Source organism: Nocardia sp. NPDC057440 (assembly GCF_042802915.1).
Taxonomy (GTDB): Bacteria; Actinomycetota; Actinomycetes; order Mycobacteriales; family Mycobacteriaceae; genus Nocardia.
The window spans coordinates 670514-695621 of sequence record NZ_JBHVDF010000001.1; the positions used below are offsets into that span (position 1 = coordinate 670514).

At 66.8% G+C, this 25108-nt stretch carries 25 protein-coding genes; 10 read left to right on the top strand and 15 right to left on the bottom strand.

Annotated features, from left to right (window positions below; translation table 11 throughout):
- Window positions 1-236: 236 nt before the first annotated feature.
- From ACFU4Z_RS02870 to ACFU4Z_RS02905, 8 genes are all read right to left on the bottom strand, one after another.
- Complete coding sequence (locus ACFU4Z_RS02870) at window positions 237-368, bottom strand: hypothetical protein (protein WP_379059220.1); 132 nt, start codon at window positions 366-368, stop codon at window positions 237-239.
- Between the two features lie 634 nt (window positions 369-1002).
- Window positions 1003-1506 carry a transposase gene (locus ACFU4Z_RS02875; RefSeq protein WP_379059221.1) on the bottom strand — a complete coding sequence of 168 codons (504 nt, stop codon included), beginning with the start codon at window positions 1504-1506 and terminating at the stop codon, window positions 1003-1005.
- Window positions 1507-1595: 89 nt separating this feature from the next.
- Window positions 1596-2372, bottom strand: coding sequence for a phosphate ABC transporter ATP-binding protein PstB (gene pstB / locus ACFU4Z_RS02880; protein WP_355181844.1), 777 nt, complete (start codon window positions 2370-2372; stop codon window positions 1596-1598).
- Window positions 2373-2390: 18 nt separating this feature from the next.
- Window positions 2391-3293 carry a phosphate ABC transporter permease PstA gene (gene pstA / locus ACFU4Z_RS02885; RefSeq protein WP_379059222.1) on the bottom strand — a complete coding sequence of 301 codons (903 nt, stop codon included), beginning with the start codon at window positions 3291-3293 and terminating at the stop codon, window positions 2391-2393.
- A complete protein-coding gene (pstC, locus tag ACFU4Z_RS02890; protein WP_379059223.1) occupies window positions 3293-4264 on the bottom strand; it encodes a phosphate ABC transporter permease subunit PstC in 972 nt (323 codons plus the stop codon). Before pstC ends, pstA begins: the two co-directional genes overlap by 1 nt.
- An 88-nt stretch (window positions 4265-4352) precedes the next feature.
- A complete protein-coding gene (pstS, locus tag ACFU4Z_RS02895) occupies window positions 4353-5468 on the bottom strand; it encodes a phosphate ABC transporter substrate-binding protein PstS (protein WP_379059225.1) in 1116 nt (371 codons plus the stop codon).
- A gap of 245 nt (window positions 5469-5713) precedes the next feature.
- A complete protein-coding gene (gene mshD / locus ACFU4Z_RS02900) occupies window positions 5714-6607 on the bottom strand; it encodes a mycothiol synthase (protein ID WP_379059315.1) in 894 nt (297 codons plus the stop codon).
- A gap of 2 nt (window positions 6608-6609) precedes the next feature.
- Entirely contained in the window at window positions 6610-7377 is a 768-nt protein-coding gene (locus ACFU4Z_RS02905) for a winged-helix domain-containing protein (RefSeq protein WP_379059227.1), read from the bottom strand.
- 246 nt (window positions 7378-7623) lie between these two features.
- Here ACFU4Z_RS02905 and ACFU4Z_RS02910 point away from each other — a divergent pair, with 246 nt between their 5' ends.
- The 6 genes from ACFU4Z_RS02910 (at window position 7624) to ACFU4Z_RS02935 (ending at window position 11828) form a co-directional block, all read left to right on the top strand.
- Window positions 7624-8439 carry an LmeA family phospholipid-binding protein gene (locus tag ACFU4Z_RS02910; RefSeq protein ID WP_379059228.1) on the top strand — a complete coding sequence of 272 codons (816 nt, stop codon included), beginning with the start codon at window positions 7624-7626 and terminating at the stop codon, window positions 8437-8439.
- Window positions 8436-8873, top strand: coding sequence for a thioredoxin family protein (locus tag ACFU4Z_RS02915; RefSeq protein ID WP_379059230.1), 438 nt, complete (start codon window positions 8436-8438; stop codon window positions 8871-8873). The genes ACFU4Z_RS02910 and ACFU4Z_RS02915 overlap by 4 nt, the downstream gene beginning before the upstream one ends.
- Before the next feature lie 291 nt (window positions 8874-9164).
- Window positions 9165-9662: a DUF4395 domain-containing protein gene (locus ACFU4Z_RS02920; protein WP_379059232.1), complete on the top strand. Its 498-nt coding sequence runs from the start codon at window positions 9165-9167 to the stop codon at window positions 9660-9662.
- A gap of 32 nt (window positions 9663-9694) precedes the next feature.
- Window positions 9695-10528 carry a sulfurtransferase gene (locus ACFU4Z_RS02925; protein ID WP_379059234.1) on the top strand — a complete coding sequence of 278 codons (834 nt, stop codon included), beginning with the start codon at window positions 9695-9697 and terminating at the stop codon, window positions 10526-10528.
- 4 nt (window positions 10529-10532) lie between these two features.
- Complete coding sequence (locus ACFU4Z_RS02930) at window positions 10533-10838, top strand: DUF1416 domain-containing protein (protein WP_014981486.1); 306 nt, start codon at window positions 10533-10535, stop codon at window positions 10836-10838.
- 285 nt (window positions 10839-11123) lie between these two features.
- Complete coding sequence (locus ACFU4Z_RS02935) at window positions 11124-11828, top strand: FABP family protein (RefSeq protein WP_379059236.1); 705 nt, start codon at window positions 11124-11126, stop codon at window positions 11826-11828.
- Between the two features lie 165 nt (window positions 11829-11993).
- Here ACFU4Z_RS02935 and ACFU4Z_RS02940 read toward each other — a convergent pair whose 3' ends face one another.
- The 6 genes from ACFU4Z_RS02940 to ACFU4Z_RS02965 all read right to left on the bottom strand — a co-directional run bounded on the left by ACFU4Z_RS02940 (window position 11994) and on the right by ACFU4Z_RS02965 (window position 20289).
- Window positions 11994-12434 carry a hypothetical protein gene (locus tag ACFU4Z_RS02940; protein ID WP_379059238.1) on the bottom strand — a complete coding sequence of 147 codons (441 nt, stop codon included), beginning with the start codon at window positions 12432-12434 and terminating at the stop codon, window positions 11994-11996.
- A gap of 357 nt (window positions 12435-12791) precedes the next feature.
- Window positions 12792-14684 (bottom strand): thiol reductant ABC exporter subunit CydC, encoded by a 1893-nt coding sequence (cydC, locus tag ACFU4Z_RS02945; protein WP_379059316.1) that lies wholly within the window; start codon window positions 14682-14684, stop codon window positions 12792-12794.
- 62 nt (window positions 14685-14746) lie between these two features.
- The gene (locus ACFU4Z_RS02950) at window positions 14747-16603 is read right to left on the bottom strand and encodes an ABC transporter ATP-binding protein/permease (protein ID WP_379059240.1); all 1857 of its coding nucleotides are present in this window, start codon (window positions 16601-16603) and stop codon (window positions 14747-14749) included.
- A 4-nt stretch (window positions 16604-16607) separates the two neighbouring features.
- Window positions 16608-17675, bottom strand: coding sequence for a cytochrome d ubiquinol oxidase subunit II (gene cydB / locus ACFU4Z_RS02955; RefSeq protein ID WP_379059241.1), 1068 nt, complete (start codon window positions 17673-17675; stop codon window positions 16608-16610).
- A gap of 10 nt (window positions 17676-17685) precedes the next feature.
- Complete coding sequence (locus tag ACFU4Z_RS02960) at window positions 17686-19185, bottom strand: cytochrome ubiquinol oxidase subunit I (RefSeq protein WP_379059243.1); 1500 nt, start codon at window positions 19183-19185, stop codon at window positions 17686-17688.
- 183 nt (window positions 19186-19368) lie between these two features.
- Window positions 19369-20289, bottom strand: a complete 921-nt coding sequence (locus tag ACFU4Z_RS02965) for an aminodeoxychorismate lyase (RefSeq protein ID WP_379059244.1) — start codon at window positions 20287-20289, stop codon at window positions 19369-19371.
- A gap of 187 nt (window positions 20290-20476) precedes the next feature.
- Between ACFU4Z_RS02965 and ACFU4Z_RS02970 the strand changes: the two genes are divergently transcribed.
- The 4 genes from ACFU4Z_RS02970 to ACFU4Z_RS02985 all read left to right on the top strand — a co-directional run bounded on the left by ACFU4Z_RS02970 (window position 20477) and on the right by ACFU4Z_RS02985 (window position 23776).
- The gene (locus ACFU4Z_RS02970) at window positions 20477-21595 is read left to right on the top strand and encodes a YgfZ/GcvT domain-containing protein (protein ID WP_379059245.1); all 1119 of its coding nucleotides are present in this window, start codon (window positions 20477-20479) and stop codon (window positions 21593-21595) included.
- A 73-nt stretch (window positions 21596-21668) separates the two neighbouring features.
- On the top strand, window positions 21669-22430 hold the full coding sequence (locus ACFU4Z_RS02975; protein ID WP_379059247.1) for an MOSC domain-containing protein: 762 nt from the start codon (window positions 21669-21671) through the stop codon (window positions 22428-22430).
- Entirely contained in the window at window positions 22427-23380 is a 954-nt protein-coding gene (locus ACFU4Z_RS02980) for an asparaginase (RefSeq protein ID WP_379059248.1), read from the top strand. Before ACFU4Z_RS02975 ends, ACFU4Z_RS02980 begins: the two co-directional genes overlap by 4 nt.
- Before the next feature lie 174 nt (window positions 23381-23554).
- Complete coding sequence (locus tag ACFU4Z_RS02985) at window positions 23555-23776, top strand: DUF3073 domain-containing protein (protein ID WP_379059250.1); 222 nt, start codon at window positions 23555-23557, stop codon at window positions 23774-23776.
- Window positions 23777-23958: 182 nt separating this feature from the next.
- On the opposite strand, the gene purM is transcribed toward ACFU4Z_RS02985, so the two are convergent.
- Window positions 23959-25038 carry a phosphoribosylformylglycinamidine cyclo-ligase gene (purM, locus tag ACFU4Z_RS02990; RefSeq protein WP_379059251.1) on the bottom strand — a complete coding sequence of 360 codons (1080 nt, stop codon included), beginning with the start codon at window positions 25036-25038 and terminating at the stop codon, window positions 23959-23961.
- Between the last annotated feature and the right edge of the window lie 70 nt (window positions 25039-25108).

A 25108-nucleotide genomic window follows, 5' to 3' on the forward strand; every position in this document is an offset into this window, starting at 1 on the left:
CTACACGGGGTTCGTCCCCCCGCCCCCCCCACCCTCTCACTGACCCCGTCGCCTTTGTCCCCCCGGAACGCCTGGCCCGCCCGGCTCTACTCCCTGGCGGGGCGGTCCAGGCTGCGGATGAGTTCTCGACGCGCCGCGAAGTTATCCGGGCGCCTGCGAAATCAGTTGTTGCGCAACATGTTCGAACACGAAGAAAGGCCCGCACATCGAGTGCGGGCCTTTCTGTCTGTTCATGCTTAACCGAAGCGGCCGGAGATGTAGTCTTCCGTCGCCTTCTCGCCCGTTCCCATCAGCAACCCCAGCTCGGCATCGGTATGCGCCGAACCGAGATGCTCAATGACCTCGGTCCGGCCGCGAACCTTCTCCACGACCTGCACCGCCACCGCCCCCTCGGACCATAGCCACCGACAACGGCAAAATCGGCCCCGACCGCCTGGTAGCGGGCGGGGCCGATCGTTGGACTGTTGGGTTATGCGCCGACGGCTTACCAGTTGCCGACGGCGTAGATTACAACAGGAGCCGGTATCACGATCCGGAGATGATCCATCCGTACCTGCCCTGGCCGAATGAATGACACACCCACTTCGTCGTGCCCTCATAGCGAACGTTGGCAACGGTATACTCATTGCAAGGATCTGCTGGCTCAGCTGCAGCTTGCGGGGCAAGTATCGTCGCGGCGGCCAAGATCGTGGCCACACCGGCCAACGCACCAGAGAGCAATCGAACTGCCATCACGAAACCTCTTTCGCTTCAATAGATTCCACAGAGGTTGCGCCATTCGAACCCCCCTTGCTTCGCAGCCTACCGAACCATGCTGGAAGAAACAATGACTCAAGCGCACCGTAACCATTCAGGCTGTGGCTGGGTTCCAGGGATTTCCGCTGATGGCAGCACGGAGACCATCCAGGACGGGGGCACCGTTTTTGCGCATGGTGGAGATGTAGCCGCGGATTCGCAGCCACGCCCGCGCCCCGTCGCTCGAGCGATGGCAGCCTGAGATCTTCAGTTGGGTTTGGCGGGTCGAAGATCGCGCTCGGCCTGATTATTCGTGAAACTGACCCTCAGGTCCCGGGCGAAGCGCAGCACTTGTTCTTCGCGGGCTCTCAACCGGAGCAACAGGTTCCGGGTCTTCGATTGTTTCGGTCCGTCGCGGCGCGGATTGTCGGCCAACCCGCATAACAGGGCATGTTTCCAGCGGTGCAGCAGCGGGTCGAGAACCTCGGCGGCAATGCTGTCCCGATCCACCGCGCGGGCCCGGTGGGCAGCGGTGTTGAGCTCGTACAACGCATCCAACGCCGCCTTCAGCCACGCGTTGGACCGATCGGCTTCCCCGGCAGCGACGAGCTCGCGAGCGATATGCGCACCACACAAAGCGTGGGCGGCGTCGGCGTAGTCGGCGCCGTCGTACACCGACAGCGAGTCATGCACGCACACACCGGTATAGGAGCCCAGTATCCCGAATTCATCGACCGCGCTAATCCGATGCAAGTACATGGAGTTACCCATGTATCTACTAAATCAGTTGTAACGCAACACGTTTCGAAACACTCAAGGCCCGCACATGATCTTGTGCGGGCCTTCAGTATTTCGAGATGCTAACCGAAGCGGCCGGAGATGTAGTCTTCGGTCGCCTTCTGGCCCGGGTTGGAGAAGATCTTCTCGGTGTCGTCGATCTCGATCAGCTTGCCGGGCTTGCCCTGGGCCTCCAGGTTGAAGAAGCCGGTCTGGTCACTCACGCGCGCGGCCTGCTGCATGTTGTGGGTGACGATGACGATGGTGAATTCCTTCTTCAGCTCGGTGATCAGGTCCTCGATCGCCAGGGTGGAGATCGGGTCGAGCGCCGAGCACGGCTCGTCCATCAACAGCACGTCCGGCGAGACCGCGATCGCACGCGCGATGCACAGCCGCTGCTGCTGACCACCGGAGAGGCCGCCGCCCGGCTTGTCGAGCCGATCCTTGACCTCGTTCCACAGGTTGGCGCCACGCAGCGAGCGCTCGGCGACCTCGTCGAGCTCCTTCTTGTTGCGCACGCCCTGCAGCTTCAGCCCGGCCACCACATTGTCGCGAATCGACATGGTGGGGAACGGGTTCGGCCGCTGGAACACCATGCCGATGGTGCGGCGCACACCCACCGGGTCGACCTGCGAGCCGTAGATGTCTTCGCCGTCGAGCAGCACGGCGCCCTCGACGCGAGCGTTCGGGGTGACCTCGTGCATCCGGTTGAGCGAGCGCAACACGGTGGACTTACCGCAACCCGACGGGCCGATGAAGGCAGTCACACTGCGCGGCAGCACCGACAGCTTGACATCGGCAACCGCATGGAATTTGCCGTAATAGATATTCAGGTCTTTGACGTCGATCCGCTTGGCCATCTGAGTATCCGTTCGCTTCTATCGGTTCCGCGTAAGCAGCTTGTTGACGACCGCCGCGGCCAGGTACAGCAGCGCGATGATCAGGATCAGCGTCAGCGCCGCACCCCACACCCGCAGTCGGCCCGCGGGTTCCGGGTTCGACAGCTCTTGGTAGATCAGCAGCGGTAGCGAGGCCATATTGCCGTCGAAGAGGTCGGTGTTGATCGACTTGCTGTAGCCGACGAGCACCAGCACCGGCGCCGTCTCGCCCATGACGCGGGCAAGGGCGAGCAGGATGCCGCTGAGCATGCCGGGCAATGCCGTCGGCACGACGATCCGCAGGATCGTCTTCCACTTCGGAATACCCAGAGCGTACGACGCCTCGCGTAGCTCGTCGGGCACCAGCTTCAGCATTTCCTCGGTGCTGCGCACGACCACCGGCAGCATCAGCAGCACCAACGCGAGCGACACCGCGAAGGCGCTCTGCGGGAAGCCGAGCGTGGCGATCCACAGCGCGAAGATGAACAGCGCCGCGACGATGGACGGCACGCCCGCGAGGATGTCGACCATGAAGGTGGTGGTCTTGGCCAACCAGCCGCGCCCGTATTCCACCAGGTAGACCGCGGCCATGATGCCCAGCGGCACCGCGATGACCGCGGCGACCGCGGTCTGCACGATGGTGCCGTAGATCGCGTGGTAGACACCGCCCGCGAACTGGTCGGGCAGCACGCCCTTCTGCGACTTCTCCCACCAGGTCAACGAGGTGATCGCCTCGAAGCCCTTGGTCAGCACCATGAGCAGGACCCAGACCAGCGGCACGAGCGCGATGGCGAAGCAGGCCCAGACCACGCCGGTGGCAATGTTGTTGCGTATCCGGCGGCTGACGCTGACATGACGGAAGGTCGGCGCCTTGACCGGCTTGTCGAGTGTCGTCGTGGTCATTATCCGTTCACCCTTCCACCGGCCACCAGACGTGCCAGCGCGTTGACGACGAAGGTCAGCGCGAACAGCACGAAGCCGGCCGCAATGTAGGCGCCGGTCGGCAGCGGCGAACTGAATTCCGAAGCCGCGGAGGCGATCTTGGAGGCGAAGGTGAAGCCACCGTCGAACAGCGACCAGTGCCCGGCCTGTGCGGAGGTCCGCAGCACGAGCAGCACCGCGATCGTCTCGCCGAGGGCGCGACCGAGACCGAGCATGGAGCCCGCGATGACACCGCTGCGACCGTAGGGCAGCACCGTCATCCGGACCATCTCCCACTTCGTCGCGCCGAGCGCGTGGGCGGCCTCGATGTGCGCGGCGGGAGTCAGATTGAAGACCTCACGCGAGACCGAGGTGATGATCGGCAGGATCATCACCGCGAGCACCACGCCCGCGGTGAAGATCGTGCCACCGCCGGAGATCGTGACGTTGCCGTCGGAGAACAGGAAGAACCAGCCGAGGTTCCGGTTCAGGAATGTCTCCACCGGCTCCAACTGCGGCGCGAGCACGAGCACGCCCCACAAGCCGAAGACGATCGACGGCACCGCGGCGAGCAGGTCGACCAGCATCGCGAACGGACGCGCCATCGTCTTGGGCGAGTAATGGGTCAGGAACAGCGCGATGCCCACACCGACGGGCACCGCGATCACCAAGGCCAGCATCGAGCTCAGCACCGTGACCATGAGCAGGTCGCGGATGCCGAAGCGCAGGTGGTCGGCGTTGTTGGTGACGAACTCGGTACTGGTGAAGAAGTTCGCCTCGTTCGCCATGACCGAGGGCCACGCGCGGATCAGCAGGAACAGCGCGATCAGCGCGATGGCGGCGACAATGGTGGCACCGGCTGCCGTGGCCAGCGACCGGAAGATGATCTCGGCCCGCTGGCTGTGGGCAGGACGAACCTTCTTGGCCGGTTCGGTGCTCGGTTCACTCGGCATAAGGGAAGTATCTCCAGCCGCCCGCGGGCTCGTCGAGTCCGACGAGCCCGCAGCGGTCACCTCAGGGTGCACGGTCATGACGATGCGATCAGGAGATGGCGTTGATCGCGGTGGTCAGCTTGGTCTTGAACTTGTCCGGGATCGGGATGTAGCCGCTCTCGTCAAGGCCCTTCTGGCCGTTGGTGGTCGCCGAGGTCAGGAAGGCCTTGACCGCCTTGGCGGTGTCGGCGTCGGCGTACTTCGAGCACACGATCTCGTAGGTCGGCAGGATGATCGGGTAGGCGCCCGCCTCGACCGGCTTGTAGAACGAGCTGGTGTCCAGGACCAGGTCGTTGCCCTCACCCTTGAGCTTCACGCTGTCGATGGCCTTGCCCGCGGACGCGACGGTCAGCTTGACCGGGTCCTTGCTCGCGGAGGTGACGATCTGCGCGATGGACAGGTTCTGCGACTTCGCGAACGACCACTCGTTGTAGGTGATCGAGTTCTTGGTGCTCTTGATCGCGGCCGAGGTGCCCTCGTTGCCCTTCGCGCCCTCACCGACGCCGCCCGCGAAGACCTTGCCCGAACCCTTGCCCCACGCGCCGTCGGACGCCGCGTCGAGGTAGAGCTGGAAGTTGTCGGTGGTGCCCGACTCGTCGCTGCGGAAGATCACGGCGATCTTGTCCGAGGGGAGCTTGGCGTTCGGGTTCAGCGCCTTGATCTCCGGGGCGTCCCACGTGGTGACCGCGCCGTTGAAGACCTTGGCCGCGGTCGGGCCGTCGAGGACGAGGTCGGTGACGCCGTCGATGTTGTAGGTCACGGCGATCGGGCCGAAGACGGTCGGCAGGTTCCATGCCGGGGCGCCGCAACGCTCCTGAGCCTTGGCAGGCTCTTCCTTCTTGGCGCTCAGCGGCGAATCGGAGCCACCGAAGTCGGTCTGGCTGCCGAGGAACTCGTTGACACCGGCGCCGGAGCCACTCGAGGTGTAGTTCAGGGTGTTGCCATCGCAGTTGGCCTCGTAGGCGGCGATGAAACGCTCCATGGCGTTCTTCTGCGCCGACGAACCGCTGGCCTTGAGGGCCTTCTTGCCGCCGCAGGCGACGCTGGTGTTGGCGGCGTTGCTGGTGTCGCTGGTCGAAGAGTTGTCGTCGCTGCCACAGGCGGCGAGAGTCATCGCTCCGACGGCCAGCACGCCGACGAGGGCGCTGCTGCGCTTGAAGTTCACTATTCCTCCGGGGAATCACGTCCGACACGCCCGGTCCCTCACCGGCCCGGGCGGGTGTTGTGGTGCCGTTCGCGAGGAACTTGCGCACCAGGCAGCTGCGCCGCCCATAAGTAACGTAGATTCGCCCGGTTGACAGTTGGACCAAGCTGAGTGAACGCGGGGTGAACAGCCCGGCGCGATTAGGCCTGGCAGATGTGAGATTTGCCCCAGTGTTACTCGGGCAACCCCAACGGGCCGCTTTCTATTCAGTCACGGGCCGCGTAGGCGACATCGATGTGCGCGGGAGCGAATCCGAGCCGGGTGTAGGTGTGCACGGCCGCGGTGTTGTCGGCCTCGGTGTAGAGCAGCACCTCGGCGAGATCACGTTCGCGCAGGTAATGCAGCCCGGCGAGAGTGAGCAGGCGGCCGAGCCCGCGACCCTGCGCGGCCGGATCGATGCCGACCACGTACACCTCGCCGATCGCCGGGTCCTCGTCGTAATGCACCTTGGTCCAATGGAATCCGAGCACACGATCGGGATCGGCCGGATCGGCCGCGATGAACAGGCCCTTCGGGTCGAACCACGGCTCGTTGCTGCGGACCTCGATGTCGCGCCCGGTCCAGCCGCCCTGTTCCGGATGCCAGGCGAACGCGGCCTTGTTCACCCGCAGCAGTTCGGCGTCGTCGGCGGGTCCCGCGTAGGTGCGAAGCAGGATCTCCGCCGGGACCTCCAGCTCAGGTAGCTCCGGTGTAGCCAAAGCACGTCGCATCTGCCACAGCTCGCGCGCGATCACCAAATCCAGGCGGGCCGCGACGGCCTGCGCCTGCGGCCGATTGCCATGCGCCCAGACCCGGGTGCCCGCGCCGCCATCGGCGAGCGCCGCGCTGACGAGCTGGGTCCCGATGCCGTGGCCGCGAGCGGCCGGATCGACCGCGACCTCGGCCATCGCAGGGTGCGCACCGTGCGCGGGAACCAGATTCGCGTATCCCGCGATGGCGCCATCGTGACGCACGATCAGGTGTCGTGCGTCACCGGCGGCGGTCAACGACAACACGGCTTGCTCGGAGATCGGCGCGACGCCATCGGCGGTGGTCACCCGGTCGAGCAGCGCACGCACCGAGCGCGCGGCATCGGCATCGACCTGTTCGATCCAGCGCATCGTCACTGCGGCACGGAGCCGTTCACGGGCGCGAACGGAGCGTCGTCGGTGCCCTCGCTCTCGTCCTCCTGGAACGGGACCGGCTCGCCCTTGGCGGCCGACCTGGACGGCCGCACCGCCTTGTAGCCGACATTGCGCACGGTGCCGATCAGCGACTCGTATTCACTGCCGAGCTTGGCGCGCAGGCGACGCACATGCACGTCGACCGTGCGGGTGCCACCGAAGAAGTCGTAACCCCACACCTCCTGCAGCAACTGGGCCCGGGTGAACACCCGGCCCGCATGCTGCGCGAGGTATTTGAGGAGTTCGAATTCCTTATAGGTGAGATCGAGCGGGCGACCACGCAGACGCGCGGTGTAAGTGCCCTCATCGATCACCAACTCGCCGAGGGTGATCTTGCCGGTGTTCTCCGGGCTCGCCACACCACCGTTGCGACCGACCAGCAGCCGCAATCGGGCATCCAGTTCGGCGGGCCCGGTGCCGGGCAGCAGAATGTCGTCGAGGCCCCAATCGGCGTTCACAGCCACCAGGCCGCCCTCGGTGAGCACAGCGACGACGGGCACCGACGAACCGGTGCTCCCGAGCAGCCGGCACAGGCCGCGCGCGGCGGCCAGGTCGGTGCGCGCGTCGACAAGTGCCACATCCGCGGTGCCTGCTTCCAGCAGGGACGCCACCTCGGTCGGTGCCGGACGCACGTTGTGCGCAAGCAGCGCGAGCGAAGGCAGTACCGACTCGGGGTTGGGGTCGGAGGTCAACAGGAGCAGCTCCACAGCCCTCCTCCCATCTCGTCGCTCCGACGACAACAGCAGTAACCGCCGAAGCCACGTCGCTAATCACAGGTAATCGGTGCAAGATTAGCGCGTCAACCCCGATGACCACGCCATCCGGGTAAGGAACGCACAGGCGATAAGACATCGGATACCCGAAATGGCCGACATATAGGCGGCTGCCTCGCCCACACTCGGCCCAGGCGACTGGCGACGGCCCCCTCGGGCAGTGCTATTAGGGTTGGGTCCATGCGCAAGCTGATTATCGGGCTGCTGGTTCTCGCGGGACTGGCGGTCGTCATCGATTTCGGCGCCGCCGCTTACTCCGAGTATCGCGTGTCGCGCGCTCTGCGTGAGGGCGCCGAGCTCATCGCCGACCCCGAGGTGACCATCCACGGGTTCCCGTTCTTCGGCCAGACGCTCGAGGGCCGATTCCAGAACGTCGACATCCGCGCACGCATCGTGCGCCCGGACATCCCCGGCGAAATCTCGGCCGAGGCGACGTTGACCGGAGTACATCTGCGGCTAGGCGATCTCGTCGACGGCAGCGTGCGCCGCGTCCCGGTCGAACGGGTCGAGGGCAGGATGCGTCTAGAGCCCACCGAGCTGGGCAGGCTGTTCAAAATCCCGGACCTGCAAGTGCATTCGCGACCCGCGGATAAATCCGATGGAACCGGCGGATCGGGCGGCTCCGGAATGACGACCGCGGGTGCCCTGGTGCTCACCGGCACGCTGCCCGGCACACCCGTCGCCTCGACGGTGCCCGGCGCGCCGCTCGGCGGTGACAAGGTCAGCGTGCAGGCGGATCTGCTGCTCGACGGAGATCAGGTGCGGATCGTCGCGACCGGTTTCTACCGCGGCATCGGCACCGAGCTCACCCCCACCGCGATCGTCCCCGAAGCCGACCGGCCTGCGGTGCTGGAGCTGTTCACGCGCACCATCGATACAAAGGAATTGCCCTTCGGTCTGCGGCCGACGAAGGTCTCCGCACAAGGCGGCCAGATCGTTGTCGAGGGCAAAGGAGAGAACGTGACGATCGACCTGGACAGATTGCAGCGGCCATGATCGAAATCACAATATTGGCGGTAATAGTCCTCGCCGCACTGGCGGTCGGCACGGCGCTACGGCGCAGGGACGGGAAATTGCGTGCCGCCGACACGATCACACCGACCGAGGCGGCGCGCTCCGAATTGCTCGCCGCCGCCGGAGTGAGCGGTTCAGGGCCCGCGGTGCTGCATTTCTCCGCCGACTGGTGCGGCCCGTGCGCCGCGGTGCGCCGGGTGGTCGCCGGTGTGACCGAAGGGCTGTCGGACGCGCCGAACCCGCCGCTGGACATCGAGGTCGATATCGATGCCGAGCCCGCGCTGGCCAAAGAGCTGAATGTGCTCTCGCTGCCGACCACCTTCGTCTTCGACAGGGAAGGCCGGGAGCGTTTCCGCATCTCCGGCGTCCCGAAGACTGCCGATCTGCACACCGCGCTCGAGCCGCTGACAGTGTAAAAACAGGGCTTGAAAAGGCTCTATAGCCGATGTGACGAACCCGGGGTCCAATTCCCCCTCGGAACCGGGTAAACTGCCTTTCGTGCAATCCGACCACGAGCTGATGCTCACCCGACGCCGCACAGTTGACCTGTGTCGCCTCGGTGGTTGTTGCTGCCTGTGCCGCTGACCGGTCGGTCCGTTCAGATTTCCTGACGCCGACCTTTGTCCGCCGTGCGAGTGATCTCTTGATCCCCCGGCGGACTGGCAATTTTCCAGCCATCAGAGTCATTCAGCGCAGGAGTTCGCACAATGTCTGCCGAAACCCGTAACACTGTCTCCGGGCAAGCCATTTCTTTCGATTCCGTCGACGTCCGTGGACCACGCTTCGCCGCGTGGATCACCACCGCCGTCCTCGTCGTCGTGCTGATCGCCGCCGCCCTGTCCACCGTGGCCGCCGCCGTACTCATCGCGATCCAAGCCGTGGTCTTCGCGGTCGGCGCCGCCACCGGCCCGCGGCGCAGCCCCTACGGTCGGATCTACGCCGCGCTGGTCGCACCGCGCGTCGGCCCGCCGACCGAAATCGAACCCGTGGCGCCGCTGCGGTTCGCCCAATTGCTCGGCCTGGTCTTCAGTGCCGTCAGCCTGCTGGGTTTCCTGGCCGGCGCCTCCGTCGTCGGCGCGGTGTTCGCCGGCTTCGCCCTGTTCGCGGCGTTCCTGAACGCGGCGTTCGGAATCTGCCTGGGTTGCCAGATTTATCCACTGGTCGCCCGTTTCCGCCGGACCATCCCCGCCCCGGCTTCGAACTGATACTGCAAGTCACCACCCCCGAAAGGAACAACATGGCCCGCTCCGATGTCCTGGTCTCCGTTGACTGGGCCGAAGAGAACCTCAACGCCCCCGGCGTCGTCTTCGTCGAGGTAGACGAGGACACCTCCGCCTACGACGGCGGCCACATCGAGGGTGCCGTCCGGCTCGATTGGAAGAAAGACCTGCAGGATCAGGTTCGTCGCGACTTCGTGAACCAGGAGCAGTTCTCCGATCTGCTCTCGGCGCGCGGCATCGCGAACGACGACGAGGTTGTGCTCTACGGCGGTAACAACAACTGGTTCGCCGCGTACGCGTACTGGTACTTCAAGCTCTACGGCCACAACAACGTCAAGCTGCTCGACGGCGGTCGCAAGAAGTGGGAGCTCGACGGCCGTCCGCTCTCGCGCGATGCCGTGAGCCGCCCGGCCACCCAGTACAAGGCCGTCGCGCCCGACCTGACCATCCGCGCCTTCCGCGACGAGGTCATCGCCGCCATCGGCGCGAAGAACCTGGTCGACGTGCGTTCGCCCGACGAGTTCTCCGGCAAGATCCTGGCCCCTGCCCACCTGCCGCAGGAGCAGAGCCAGCGCCCCGGCCACATCCCCGGCGCCATCAACGTGCCGTGGAGCAAGGCCGCGAACGAGGACGGCACCTTCAAGTCCGATGCCGAGCTCACCGAGATCTACCGGGAAGCGGGCCTGGACGGCGAGAAGGACACCATCGCCTACTGCCGCATCGGCGAGCGTTCCTCGCACACCTGGTTCGTGCTGCAGGAGCTGCTCGGCCACCAGAATGTCAAGAACTACGACGGGAGCTGGACCGAATACGGCTCGCTCGTCGGTGCACCTATCGAGTTGGGAGCCTAATCACATGTGCGCAGCACCTACCCAGGGTCAGGCCATTCCGGCCGGAGTCGATGTGGAGAAGGAAACGGTCATCACCGGCCGTGTCCTGAGCACCGACGGCCAGCCCGTCGGCGGCGCGTTCGTGCGCCTGCTCGACGGCAACGGTGATTTCACCGCCGAGGTCGTCGCCTCGGGCACCGGTGACTTCCGGTTCTTCGCCGCTCCCGGCGCATGGACCGTGCGGGCGCTCTCCTCGGCCGGTAACGGCTCCGCGGAGATCCGCCCCGACGGCGCGGGCATCCACCCGGTCGACGTCGCCGTCGCGAAGTAATAGCTGAGGTCCCACCAGCGACCGCAAGTCGTCGACGGCCCCGGCGTTTCCCAGATTCCACAGGGAAGCTCCGGGGCCGTTGTGCTGGGCGGCGAGCAAGTCGTTAGACTCCAAACGTGGTCCTCTTCTTCGAGATTCTGCTGGTGGCCGTGTCCGTGCTTATCGGCTGGTTCGGCCTGTATGTCTTCTACCGGCTGTTCACCGAGTCATGAGCGAGCGCAGCGAGCGAATGGTGTATCAGCGCGCATCGCGCATGCCTGAGTCGAGCGCCAGCGAGACACAGGCATGAGCGAACTCGCGAGCGAAGGTTCCGATCCGGCCGAGCGAGCGAGTGAACACATGAACGGCGCCGCTCCGGCCGAGCCGTCTCGCCGCAGCGGCGATCAAGCCGTGGCCGAAGCAGCCGAACGCGCGAAAGCAACCGGTGCACGCAACATTCCGGTCCTCCCGGATCTGCCATTGCCGGAAGACACCGCGAACCTGCGACTCGGCCCGGATCTGAGTTCCTCGATGCTGGCGCTGCTGCCGATGGTCGGTGTGTGGCGCGGTGAAGGCGAGGGCAACTCCCCTGAGCGCGGCGACTACCGCTTCGGCCAGCAGATCATCGTCTCCCACGACGGCGGCGACTACCTGGCCTGGGACTCACGCTCCTGGTTCATCGAGTCCGACGGTTCCTACGGCGGCCCAGACCTGCGCGAGAGCGGCTTCTGGCGCGTTGGCATCGACGGCGATGACGAGGTCATCGAACTGCTGCTCACCCACAGCACCGGCATCGTCGAACTCTTCTACGGCACCGCGCTGACCCAGTCCTCCTGGGAACTGGCCACCGACGTCGTGATCCGCAGCCAATCCGGCATCGTCGTCGGCGGCGCCAAGCGGTTGTACGGCATCGTCGAGGGTGCCGACCTGGCCTACGTCGAGGAACGCGTCGTCGCCGACGGCCCCCTCGAACCCCGCCTCTCCGCCCGGCTCCAGCGATACATCGGTTAGTCGACCACCACACAGCACACCACGCCCCGCACCTCGAATCACCATGAGGGCGGGGCGATTCTCTGCCTGGGGCAGGGACCGGTTGAACGACCGCGCCCTGCGGTCATCGCACCTGCGTCGGCACCGGAGGAGGGTTGCCGTCATGGCCGGGTGTGCGGAGACCGATCACGGGCGAGGATCACAGGTCACCAGAAGTTCGTCGGCGACCGTTTCCACCGCCAAGGTGAAACCACTCACCTCCAGAACCGCGGCGCGCAGTCGTTCATCGTGCAGGCGCGACTCGGCGACCGCGGCGACCCGGCTTCCGACGAGCTGCGAGTACGGGTATTCCGAACCGACATCGAAAGCCGTGTATTTCCCGGACTCCGCCACGTACTCGATGTACTCGGGCTCGGTCAGACCGGCGAACGGGTCACGCCACGCCGCGGGAACGACGCGCAGCTCCTCACCGTCACTGCCGGCATCGAAGAGCAGCACGGTGCCTTCGTCGAACGTCAACTCGATCGGCCCCTCCGAACGGTCGACATCCTCACCGTGCACATAGAACACACGCCTGACCGCCGTGATGCGCCGACCGATCGCCGCAGCAAGACTCTCCGATGCCACCCCGGATACCCCTTCATAGAACCGACCGATGAACTGTATCGTTCCAGCCGTCCGTCGCGAGGAGCCCGCCCGTGCCGCAGGCGCGACCCGCCGTGCACCCGAAGCCGATCCGCCGGCCGGGCGATCTTCGGCAGAAAAAGGGAACGGCCCCCGAGCCTTTCCTTGTGGATGCAACTCACACAAGGCCCGGTCGGACTGGACCGGGGGCTCGGGGGCCGGGTGACTGCGTTGGATTCGCTAGCGCTCGCGCGGGAATCCTGCAGCGGTGGCGCTAGCGCGCAGCCACCTCACGTGTCCTGGAAAAATACATTTCTCGAACCACCTCCTTCCTTGTGTAAGGACGAATTTAGCGAGGTGTCAGCGAGTCGGCAACGGAATTTCTCGGTCGGCGAAAACGGCGGGTTCCGGTGTTGCGAATACCGCGCTGACCTGGCCTGATGCGGAGACCCGCACGATCGCGTCGGCGCGGTGGTCCGGCGGGAGTTGATGTGTGACGACCACCACAATTCGATCGCGGTCGACCAGGCCGCTGTCGGCATCGAGGAGATCGCGCAACAGGTGGGCGCCTGCTTCGGCTTCCAGGTGTTCGGTCGGCTCGTCGAGCAGCAGGACTCGAGCAGGCGCGATCAGAGCGCGAGCGAGCAGGATGCGACGGCGTTGGCCACCGGAGACGGCGGCGGCACCGCCGACCAGATCGGTGCGCAGACCGTCACGGAGGGAGTCCAGCCAGTCGCCGAGACCGACCGCGCGCAAGGCTTGTTCGGCGTCGGCCTCGGTCAGGTCACCGCACGCGACGCGCAGGTTCTCCAGGACCGAGGTGCCGAACAGGTGGGCGTCTTCGGCGAAGAAGGTGACACCGGGATGCGGGGTGTCGAAGAGCCCGGCCCAGAACATGAGCAGCGTCGTCTTGCCCGCACCGCTCGGGCCGACAACGGCGATCCGGCGTCCGGCGGGGCGGTCGGGCATGTTGTCCGGCCACAGATCCGGGGATGTTCCGTGTCGATTTCGGTCCGAGCTGTCCGGACCGGCGGGTCCGCCGTGCACCGACAGTTCTCGCGAAGAACTGCGCCGCACTCGGTCCTCGTCGCTCGTGTCATCGGTGCGTACTGATGGCCGACGCGCTGGGAGCTCTGCCGTGGCAGCGTCCCCGCCCTCAGCAGGCAAGAGCCGGTGCAGAGCGGCACGAGCGGTGGTCAGCGCCTGCGCGGCGGCGGGCAACGCGCCCACCGCCTCGAAGGCCGAGAGTGGCAGCAGCACAAGGATGGTGAGCGCCATCGGCGTCATCGCACCGGAACCGCCGCCGTTCGGCCCGTAGGTCGCGATGCCGACCAGCAGCGCGCCGAGCACGCTCACGCCGATCGAGAGCGGCGTCGCGGCGGCGGCCCACGCGCTGCGTGACGCCGCGGAATCCTCCGCTGCCACTGCGCGCTGCCCGGCGCTGTTCGCGGCCGCCAGCGCCGCATCCAGACGGCCTGCAACGCGCAACTCGGCCGCGTGGTCCAGTACGGTGACCGCCTGCGCGGTGAACTCGGCGCGATCGGCCCGCACGGCGGTCTCCGCTTCGTGGGCGGCCAGTGCCGACAACAACGGCGCGACGATCCCCGAAACGGCCAGCGCCGCAGCCAGAATCACGGCCGCTGCCGCCGAAATAGTCGCAAGCAGCCCGATCGCGGCCGCCGACAAGAGGAGCGCCACCGCGATCGGCACGAAGACGCGCACAACGACCGCGCCCAGATCGTCGATATCGCCACCGATTCGAACCAATAGATCACCGCGACGCATCTGCGCGGCGCTGCCGGAACCCGACGCGGCTACGTCAACGCCTCGCTCCGAGGCACCGACTCTTCCCGCAGCATCCCGAGGTCCGAGATGGGCATCGGGAACAGCACCGCCGAACTGTCCGGCACCATCGGATTCGGCTTGCCGTTGCGAGCGCGGCACGCCCCGTCGCATCCAGACGTCGGAGCGCGCCAGCGCCCGGTAGACGGTCGACCGTGCCGTGGTCATCGCGCGCAACGCGACATCATGTGTAGCAAGGCGTTCCAGGTACCTGCACAGCCCACGCGAAATTCCCAGCGCGCGCACCGAGACCACCGCAACGCTCAGATCGAGCACCGGCGGCATCTCCCAGGCCCGCGCGATCAACCACGCCGCCAACGCCGCCAGTGCGAGTCCACTACCCAACGCCGCGGTGCCCCACCCGATCGCCACCGCGATCCGCCACGGCGACAACGCGAGCAGCCGCCACATCCGCCGAATATCGCCGACCACGCCGGTTACCGCCTTCCCGCCCACTGCCCGCGTGATTGTGCTCATCGGGGTACCACCGCGGGGGCGTCGCCTGCTTCGGCGTGGACTCGGATGATGTGGTCGGCGGCGGCGAGGACGGTGGGACGGTGGCCGATGACGACAACGGTGGCTCCGGCACGGGCGCGTTGTTTCAGGGCTGCCAGCACAGCGGCCTCGCTGTCGGGGTCGAGGTGGGCGGTCGGTTCGTCGAGTAGCAGCACCGGACGGTCGGCGGCGAGGACTCTGGTGAGGGCCAAGCGTTGGCGTTGGCCAAGGGAGAGCCCGACACCGCCTGCGCCGACGACCGTGTCCCAGCCGCGGGGCAGGCCGGCGAGAACGGCGTCGAATCCGGTTGCGAGGCAGGCGGCTTCGAGCTCGTCGACGACTCGCGGCGCTCCCGGCGCCGACGTGTCCGGCACTCGGGCGCCGAGCAGCTCGAGATTTTCGCGCAGGGTTCCCGGCACCAGGACAGGGCGCTGCGGCAACCAGGCCACCCGACCCCACCAGGCGTCCGCGTCGAGGTCGCGGACGTCGGTTCCGTCGACCGTCACCGAGCCCCGATCCGGCGTGATCAGCCCCAGAATCGCCTGCAGGGTGGTCGATTTCCCGCTCCCGTTGGGACCGGCCAGCACGGTGACCGCACCGGGGCGCAGCACCGCCGAAAGGCCGGCCGGTGCGAAACCATCCCTGGCGCGGACCGCGAGATCACGCACCGCGATGACGCCGCCGAAGACCGAACCCTGGGGCGAGCGACGGTGATCGTGCTCGTCGGACTCGCCGACCGGACCGACGCCACCGGGCATGTCCGGCCCGGCAACCGCTGATTCCGGCTCCAGAACAGCAAAAGCCTTGTCGGCCGCCGCCATCCCGTCCTGGGCGGCGTGGAAACGCTCGCCGACCATCCGCAGCGGCAAGTAGACCTCGGGGGCCAGGATCAGCGCCACCAACCCGGCGTACAGGCTCATCTCGCCGTACACGAGCCGCAGGCCGATGGCGACCGCGATCAGCGCGACGCTCAAAGTCGCGAGCATCTCCAGCACCATCGACGACAAAAACGCGATTCGCAGCGCGCGCATGGTGCGCTGCCGCAATGCATCTCCGAGCTCGCGCACCCGGTGTTCCATCGAGCCGGCCCGGTCGCTCGCGCCGAGATCCACGTCCTGGTCACCGGCGCGGCGCGCTCGCGTGCGAGCGGAAGTTGTGCTGGATTCGACCGCACCGCCTTCCCGGCCGAGCGCCCGCAACGTCGGCATACCGGCGAACAAGTCCAGCAGCTGATCCGAGAGGCGGGTGGTCGCGGCGAGGGTGGCTTCGGCACGACCCTGGGTGAGCAGGCCGATGAGGATCATGAAGACCGGGATCAGCGGGAGCGTCACCACGGCGATACCGCCGGAGATCGGGTCGTGCGCGGCGATGACCACCAGCACGATCGGCGGCACCAGGCAGGCGAGCAGCAGCGCGGGCAGGTAGCCGGTGAGGTAGGCGCGCAGGCCGGCGAGGCCGGTGCCGACGACGACCGCGAGTTCTGTTCGGCGGGTTTCGAGTTCGCGCGGCGCCATGCGGGCGCCTGCGGCCAGGACGGCGGTCTCCAACTCGGTCACCACCGCCGCGCCCGCGCGATGCGCCAGGCGTGATTGCACCCAGGTGGCCACAACCCGAACGGCGACGGCGCAAGCCAGGACAGCGAGTTCGGTCATCCACCCGCCGAGGGTGCGCCGGCTTGGGTCGGTGATGACCCCGGCCAGCACCCGAGCCAACGCGACCGCGGTGACCACGATGGCGATCGTGATCACCAGCGACAGCGCCACGCTCAGCGCCAGATAGCGGCGGGCCGAACGGGCGTGCCGCCACAGGCGCGGATCGACAGGCGGGCGGGCCATGGAATCAGTCCTTGCTCGAATCCTGGGGGACGGCCGTTTCCACCGGCGGTGCCGAGTGCGGCGGCAGCCCGATGGGCGGCGGGATCTGGTCGACGGTGATGCGTTTGCGGAATACCCAGTACGTCCAGCCCTGGTAGGCCAGCACGACCGGGGTGACGATCACCGCGGCCCAGCTCATCACCTTCAGTGTGTACGGCGTGGACGACGCGTTGTCGATGGTGAGGTCGAACAGGTCATTGATGGTGGAGGGCAACACATTCGGGTACAGCGACCCGAACAGCAGCACGGTCGCGGCGGCGACGGTGAGTGTGGTGCCGGTGAAACCCCACCCGTCCCGATTCGCGAACGAGGCCGCGCCTGCGACCAAGAGCCCGATCACCGCAAGCGCCAACGGAATCCAGGTCCAGCCGGTGCCGTAGGCGAGCTGAGTCCACACGCCGAAGGCGCCGACGACGACGGCCGTCGGCACGAGCAGCAGCCGCACCGTTCGCACCGCGTCGTCACGCACTTCGCCGCCGGTCTTCAACACCAGGAAGACCGCACCGTGCAGCGCGAACAGCAGCCCGGTCGCGAGCCCGCCGAGCAGTGCGTACGGTCCGAGCAGCTCCCACACCGAACCGGTGATCTGCTTCTTCTCGTTCAGCGGCACTCCGCGCACCACATTGGCGAACACCCAGCCCCAGGCCAAAGCCGGTATCCAGGAGCCGATACCGATGCCGATGTCGCAGCGGGCCCGCCACTTCGGGTCGTCGATCTTGCTCCGATACTCGATGGCGCAGATCCGCAGGATCAGCGCGACGAGCACCAGCAGCAGCGCGAGGTAGAAGCCGGAGAACAGACTCGCGTACCACTCGGGGAAGGCCGCGAACATCGCGCCGGCCGCCGTGATCAACCAGACCTCGTTGCCGTCCCACACCGGGCCGATGGTGTTGAGCACCACGCGCCTGCGCGCATCGCTGCCCTTGCCGAGGATGGGCATCAGCATGCCGACCCCGAAGTCGAAGCCCTCCAGCACGAAGTAGCCGGTGAACAGGACGCCGATCAGAATGAACCAGAACTCTTGCAAACTCATCGTCGGCTCCTCAGTAAGCGAAGGAAAGCTGTTCGACGGCAGGCTCTTCGGCGCGATGGCGGCCGACAGGACCATCCGTATCATCCGGTCCGCCGCCGGGCGGCCCGAGGGTCGGCCGCTCGGGTCCGGCGATCACATAGCGGCGCATGAGGTAGAACCACACCACCGCGAGCGCGCCGTAGAGCAGTGTGAAGACCACCAGCGAGGTGATCACCGTGCCTGCGACATGGTCGGAGACGCCCTGCTGCACCATCAGCCGCAACTGTGGATCGCCGGTCGGGTTCGGCGCGACAACCCAGGGCTGGCGGCCCATTTCGGTGAACACCCAGCCCGCGGCGTTGGCCAGAAACGGTGTCGGAATGGCGAGCAGGCACAGCCACGAGTACCAGCGCTGATCCGCGACGCGGCCGCCTCTGGTCAGCCACATGCCGACCAGCCAGAGCCCGATCGCGCCGGCGGACAGGCCGATCATGGCGCGGAAGGACCAGTAGGTGACGAACAGGTTGGGCCGGTAGTCGCCGGGCCCGAACTTCTCGTTGTAGGCCTTTTGCAGGTCGACGACGCCGTCGAGGGTGACGTCGCTGAACTTGCCCTCGGCCAGGTACGGCAGCACGTAGGGCACGTCGAGCACGTGCGTGACGCTGTCGCAGTTGTTGTGCGTGCCGACCGTGAGGATCGAGAAGTCCGGATCGGTCGCGGTGTGGCACAACGACTCCGCCGACGCCATTTTCATCGGCTGCTGTTCGAACATCAGCTTGCCCTGTATGTCACCGGTGAAGAAGATGGCGATGCCGGACACCACGATCACCCACATGCCCGCACGTCCCGCCGAGCGCCACATACCCCGCGCCTCGGCGACTTTCGTCTCGTCGCCGCTGCGCGCATTCCGAACCATCCACCAGCCGGAGATGCCCGCGACGAAGGTGCCCGCGGTGAGGAAAGCACCCGCGACGACGTGCGGGAAGGCCGCGAGTGTTGTGTTGTTGGTCAGCACCTCCCAGATGCTGGTGAGCTCGGCGCGGCCGCGTTCGGCGTTGTACCGCGCGCCGACCGGGTGCTGCATGAACGAGTTGGCCGCGACGATGAAGTACGCGGAGGCATTCACACCGATGGCGACCATCCAGATGGTGGCGAGGTGCAGCTTTTTGGGCAGCCGGGTCCAGCCGAAGATCCACAGGCCGATAAACGTCGACTCCAGGAAGAACGCGACAAGCGCCTCCAGCGCGAGCGGGGCGCCGAACACGTCGCCGACGAAGCGGGAGTACTCGCTCCAGTTCATGCCGAACTGGAATTCCTGCACGATGCCGGTGGCGACGCCCAGCGCGAAGTTGATCAGGAACAGCTTCCCGAAGAACTTCGTCAGCCGGTACCAGTGTTCTTTGCCGGTCACCACCCATGCGGTGTGCATACCCGCGACGAGCGGGGCGAGGCCGATCGTCAGCGGGACGAAAATGAAGTGGTAAACGGTCGTGATGCCGAACTGCCAGCGCGAGATGTCCAAGACGCTCATTCGACCTCCAACCGATCTACGACATGTCGTAGTAAAGGCTACGCCGGAGGCTTGCCCGATCAAGAAGACTTAACGCGCGACACACCGCGCTGCCGCGCTCAGGACGGCCATTTCCCGAGCTCGCCAACAACTCCTACAGGTAGTAGTAGGACGAAGATCACGGGAAAAGGCCTCCTGAGGCACTCACCAATCCCCGATCGCACCGGCCCTGCCGACGCCTCGGTCGACCAACTCGATGATCTCCTCGGCATTGTCCGGCGCCATCATGCGCAGACCATCCAACGAGTTGACCCGCGCGGCCAGCGTGATGCTCGACAGCATCCAAATGCTGTCGCAGGTCAGCAGATCGGCAGTGAACAGCGACTTGTATTCACATTTCCAGCCCGCCTTCGCCGCCTCGGCGAACAGCGCCCGCTGAGTGACGCCGGGCAGGATGCCGTTCTTGGCAGGCGGAGTGATCAACTGCTTGTCGCGGGCGATCACCACCGTCGAACGCGGACCCTCCAGCACCCGGTTCTCGGTGCTGGTGAAGATCACGTCGTCGGCGCCCATCCGGTGCGCGAACCGCAGCGCCGCCATATTGGAGGCGTACGACAGCGTCTTCGCGCCGAGCAGCTGCCACGGCGCGGCCTGCGCCAGGTCCACCGAAATACCGCGGGACAGCGTCACCACCGAGACACCATCGGTCCTGGCCTGCTGCACCCGCTCCGGCACCGGCAGCACCAGCACGTAGCACGTCGGCACCGGCACCGCGGCGGCGAGATCACCAGAGGTGACCGAGGACTTGGCGCCGGAGAGTTCGGTATCGCGGCCCCGCGTGAACACCAGCCGCATCAGGCCTTCGCGCTCGGTGCCCCATTCCTTCGCCGCCTGCTCGACCGCCTCGCGCCACCGCCCCAATTCGGGCTCCGGCAAGTCCAGCGCCTGCGCCGAACGACGCAGTCTGCCTAGATGGAACTCGATCGCACAAGGATTGCCGGCACGCACCAGCACCGTCTCGAAAACACCGTCACCACGAAGCACGCCGATATCGTCAGCAAATAACAACGGCGCGTCCGGATCCCGGACCGCGCCATCGAGTGTTACCAGAACTCGATCTACCATGCGAGGAAGCGTAGGCCCTGTTCGCCGACCGCGCCTACGTCACGGCAAATGTTTTGCGGCCATTCAGGGTGGTATCGGACCGAGCGCGACTTTGTGCGGTGAAGTTACCTGTGCCGCTCCCCGATCGAACGACCTGCCGGTGGCCCGACTACCGCACGCCGCTCGGCACCCGCCTAGAGTGGTTGGCGTGTCCGTGGTCGTTGTACCGAGCCCCATCCTTGTTGTCCCGGGCGCCGTCGCGGGAGCACCCGGTTCGCCGGATGCCGCCGTCGCATGGCATTACGGTGATCCCCTCGGGGAGCAACGCGCAGCCGTGGAACGGGTGGCGATCGTCGATCGGTCGCACCGATTCGTGCTGAGCATCACCGGCGCCGAACGGCTGAGCTGGCTGCACACCATCAGCAGCCAGCACATCGCGAACCTGGGCGACCGGAAGTCGGCGGAGAATCTGGATCTCGATCTCAACGGCCGGGTGCTGCACCACTTCGTGCTCACCGATCTGGATGGCACGCTGTGGATCGACACCGAGGCCGACCGCGGACCCGCGCTCCTCGATTTCCTGAAGAAGATGGTCTTCTGGGCCGACGCCAAGCCGGAAGAGGCCGCCGATTACGCGGTGCTGAGCCTGCTCGGCCCGCAGGTCGGCAGGCTGACCGAGCCGCTCGGCCTGACCGAGCCGCTGCCCGGCGCCTACGATGCGGTACCGCTGCCCGGCGGCGGCTTCTTGCGCCGGATGCCGTGGCCGACCGGCGATTCCTTCGATCTGGTGATTCCACGTGAGCAGCTCGACGATCTGTGGACCCGGTTGACCACAGCGGGCGCCGAACCCGCCGGCATGTGGTCCTTCGAGGCGTTGCGCGTCGCGGCACTGCGCCCGCGCGTCGGGCTGGACACCGATGAGCGGACCATCCCGCACGAGGCGCACTGGATCGGCGGGATCGACGAGCACGGCGCGGTCCACCTGAACAAGGGCTGCTATCGCGGGCAGGAAACCGTCGCCCGAGTGCACAATCTCGGCAAACCTCCGCGTCATCTGGTGCTGCTGCACCTCGACGGCTCCGCCGACGACCGTCCCGCCGTCGGCGACGACGTCACCGCGGGCGGGCGCGCGGTCGGCCGTATCGGCACCATCATCGACCACTACGAACTCGGCCCGATCGCCCTTGCCCTGATCAAGCGCACCATTCCCGCCGATACCGCACTGACCGCCGGACCGTGTGCCGCCGCGATCGATCCGGATTCGGTGCCCGCCGACGACGCACCCCAAGCGGGCAGGCTCGCGGTCGACCGGCTGCGCGGGCGCTGAGCTGGTTCGGCTGTGGTGGCGAAAGTCCCGGTGCCGCAGGCGTGGCACATCCGACACACAGGGGGAAGGCCCGATGCAACCCGATGACTCCGCCCGCGTGCTCGCGGTCTGTGTCGTACATGCCGAACTCGAGGTGCCGGGCCGGGTCGGCAAGACCGCGATCGACAAGCGGCCCCAGCCTGGTCGAGTGACGGTGCGCTCGCTCGGCCTCGACGGCGACCACGTGTGCGATATCAACAATCACGGCGGTGTCCATCAGGCCGTCTACGCGTATGCCCAGGCCGACGCCGAACGCTGGGCCGAGGAGCTCGACCGCGACCTGCCGGCAGGCTGGTTCGGTGAGAATCTGCGGATCTCCGGGCTCGCGGTCAGCGACGCGGTGATCGGCGCCCGCTGGTCGATCGGCGACACACTGCTCGAGGTGAGCGCGCCGCGCGTGCCGTGCGCCACCTTCCAGCACTGGAGCAGCGAGGCGCAGTGGGTCCGGCGCTTCACCCTGCAGAGCGATACCGGCGCCTACCTGCGAGTGCTGACCGAGGGCAGCATCGGCGCCTGCGACGAAGTGCGGGTGGTGCACGTCCCCGAGCACGGCGTGACCGTCCGCGATCTCTTCACCGGCAAAGAGATGGACCGGCTCGCGGTGCTGCTCGAGACCGAACCGTCGATCTCCGACGACGTGCGAATGCAGATCGAGCGGCACGCACGCCGCCATGCGAACGAACAACGCGCCCGACAACAGCGCGCCGACGAACCCGCGACGGGAGCCCCCACTGTGATCGAGCGCAGCGACACCGAGGACACCACGCAACCGATCACCGGCGAGGTGCTGTCGTGAGTGTCGAACTGGTCGAAGTCGTCCGTTCCGGTTTCCGCGAATGCGTGCACCGCGGCTCGGCGGTCATCCTCGGCTCCGACGGCGAGCCGACCCTCGCGCTCGGCGAGGTGCATCTGCCGATCTTCCCGCGCTCGACCAACAAGCCGATGCAGGCGATCACTCTGCTACGCAACGGCTTCGAACCGCTCGACGACGCGGAACTGGCCATCGCGACGGCCTCGCATTACGGCGAGCCGGATCATGTCGCGCTGGTGCGCAGGCTGCTCGACCGGTTCGGGTTCGACGAGAAGGCCCTCGAATGCCCGCCCGACCTGCCGTCGGGCGAGCGCGCGCGGGCCGCGGCGCTCGCCGAATCCGTCGAGCCGAGCCCGGTCTTCATGAACTGCTCCGGCAAGCACGCGGCGATGCTTGCCACCTGCGCCGTCAACGGCTGGCCGACCACGGGCTACCTCGACGAGGCGCACCCGCTGCAGCAGTCGGTGATCGCCACCATTACCGATCTCACCGGAGAACTGGAGTCCGATCTCGGTATCGATGGCTGTGGGCTGCCCATCATCCCGGTCTCGTTGGTCAACCTCGCGCGCGCGTTCGCGACCATGGCGACGGCCGATCCCGAGGCGCCGGAACGGCGCGTCGCCGACGCGATTCGCGCGCATCCGCGAGTGATTTCCGGCACGAACGCGCCCGATTTATTGATTATGCAGGCGACCCCCGGCCTGGTCTGCAAGATCGGCGCCGACGGCGTGCATGCCGGTGCGCTGCCGGACGGAACGGCTTTCGCGTACAAGATCGATGACGGCCACGATCGGGCTCGCATCCCCCTGACGCTGGCCATTCTGCACCGAATGGGTGTCGAGTGGACCGACGCGCATACCGAGCTCGCGGCGCCCGCGGTGCTCGGCGGCGGCGCCCGGGTCGGCGTCATCCGTGCCATCCCCGGGGTGGTGTAGGCCCGAGCGCCGAGGGCGACAACCGGGCAAACGGCACCACTCGAAGAGTTCTTCACCCACTCATGGAAGCGAGACTGCCTGACACACGCTAAAGTGTCTGTCAGGAAGATATCAATTCGAACGGGGCCGCCAAACCACCCCAGGCCGCCCCGCAGTGACGCGAGGGGGTCAGCCATGGGCCGTGGCCGGGCTAAGGCAAAGCAGACCAAGGTCGCACGCGAGCTGAAGTACAGCTCTCCGTCGACCGACTTCACGAGCCTTCAGCGCGAGTTGGCGGGGGGCAGCAGTGCTCCCCACACCGCGCAGCGCAGTGATGTGATCTCCGACGAGCACGATGTCGACGAATCGCGGTCCCGCTGGGACAGCGACGATAACTACGACGACTGGCGCCGCTGACACACGTCTACGTATGAGGGGGAGGCCAGGGCCTCCCCCGCTTTCGTGCGTCGATTGACCCTGTGTTGGCGGACGCGAACATCTAGGCCTGCAACACAATCACCTGCATACGCCAACAGAGTCCCGCATCATCTGATGCGGGACTCTGTTGTGCGTTCGACGGTCGTGTCCGACCGCGGCGATCAGAACCTCGGGTGCTCGCCGACCAGGATCGCGCGCAACGCGTCCGCATCCTTGGCCTTCTTGACAGTGCCGAGGGTCCAGCACTCGATGTGCCGCGCGGTCAGCACGGCAAGCGCCCGGTCGACATCCTCCGGCGCGACGACGGCAACCATGCCGACGCCCATGTTGAAGGTCTTCTCCATCTCGACCCGCTCGACCCGCCCGCGCTGGGCGATCATCTTGAAGACCGGCGCGGGATTCCAGGTGCCGCGATCGAGCTCGGCGACCAGACCCGCGGGCAGCACCCGGCCCAGATTGGCGGCCAGACCGCCACCGGTGACGTGCGCGAAGGTGCGCACATCGGTTTCGGCGATCAGCGCGAGGCAGTCCTTGGCGTAGATCCTGGTCGGCTCGAGCAGCTCCTCGCCCAGCGTGCGACCGAACTCCTCGACGTGCCCGGTCAGCGACATCCTGCTGATGTCGAGCAGCACCTTGCGGGCCAGGCTGTAACCGTTGGAGTGCAGGCCCGACGCGCCCATCGCGATCACTACGTCGCCGGGACGCACTCGGTCCGGGCCGAGCACCGCGTCGGCCTCGACCACGCCGACACCGGTCGCCGACAGGTCGTAGTCGTCGGGATCCATCAGGCCGGGGTGCTCGGCGGTCTCGCCGCCGAGCAACGCGCAGCCCGCCAGCACGCAGCCCTCGGCGATGCCGGAGACCAGTTCGGCGACCCGCTCCGGCACCACCTTGCCGACGGCGATGTAGTCCTGCAGGAACAGCGGCTCGGCGCCGCACACCACCAGATCGTCGACGACCATGGCGACCAGGTCGAGCCCGACGGTGTCGTGCTTGTCCATGGCCTGTGCGACGGCGATCTTGGTGCCGACGCCGTCGGTGGAGGCGGCGAGCAGCGGCTCGCGGTAGCCACCCTTCAGTGCGAACAGTCCGGCGAATCCGCCGAGGCCACCCTGGACTTCGGGCCGGGTGGCCTTCTTCGCCAATGGTCCGAACAACTCGACGGCGCGGTCACCGGCCTCGATGTCCACGCCCGCTGCGGCGTAGGAGGCACCGGCGCCACTAGGTGTCTGTTCAGTCATTTTCGGGGAAAGCTCCAAACCGAATCGGCGGATAGATGCCTGATCACGCTACCGGAGCCGGATAACAAGC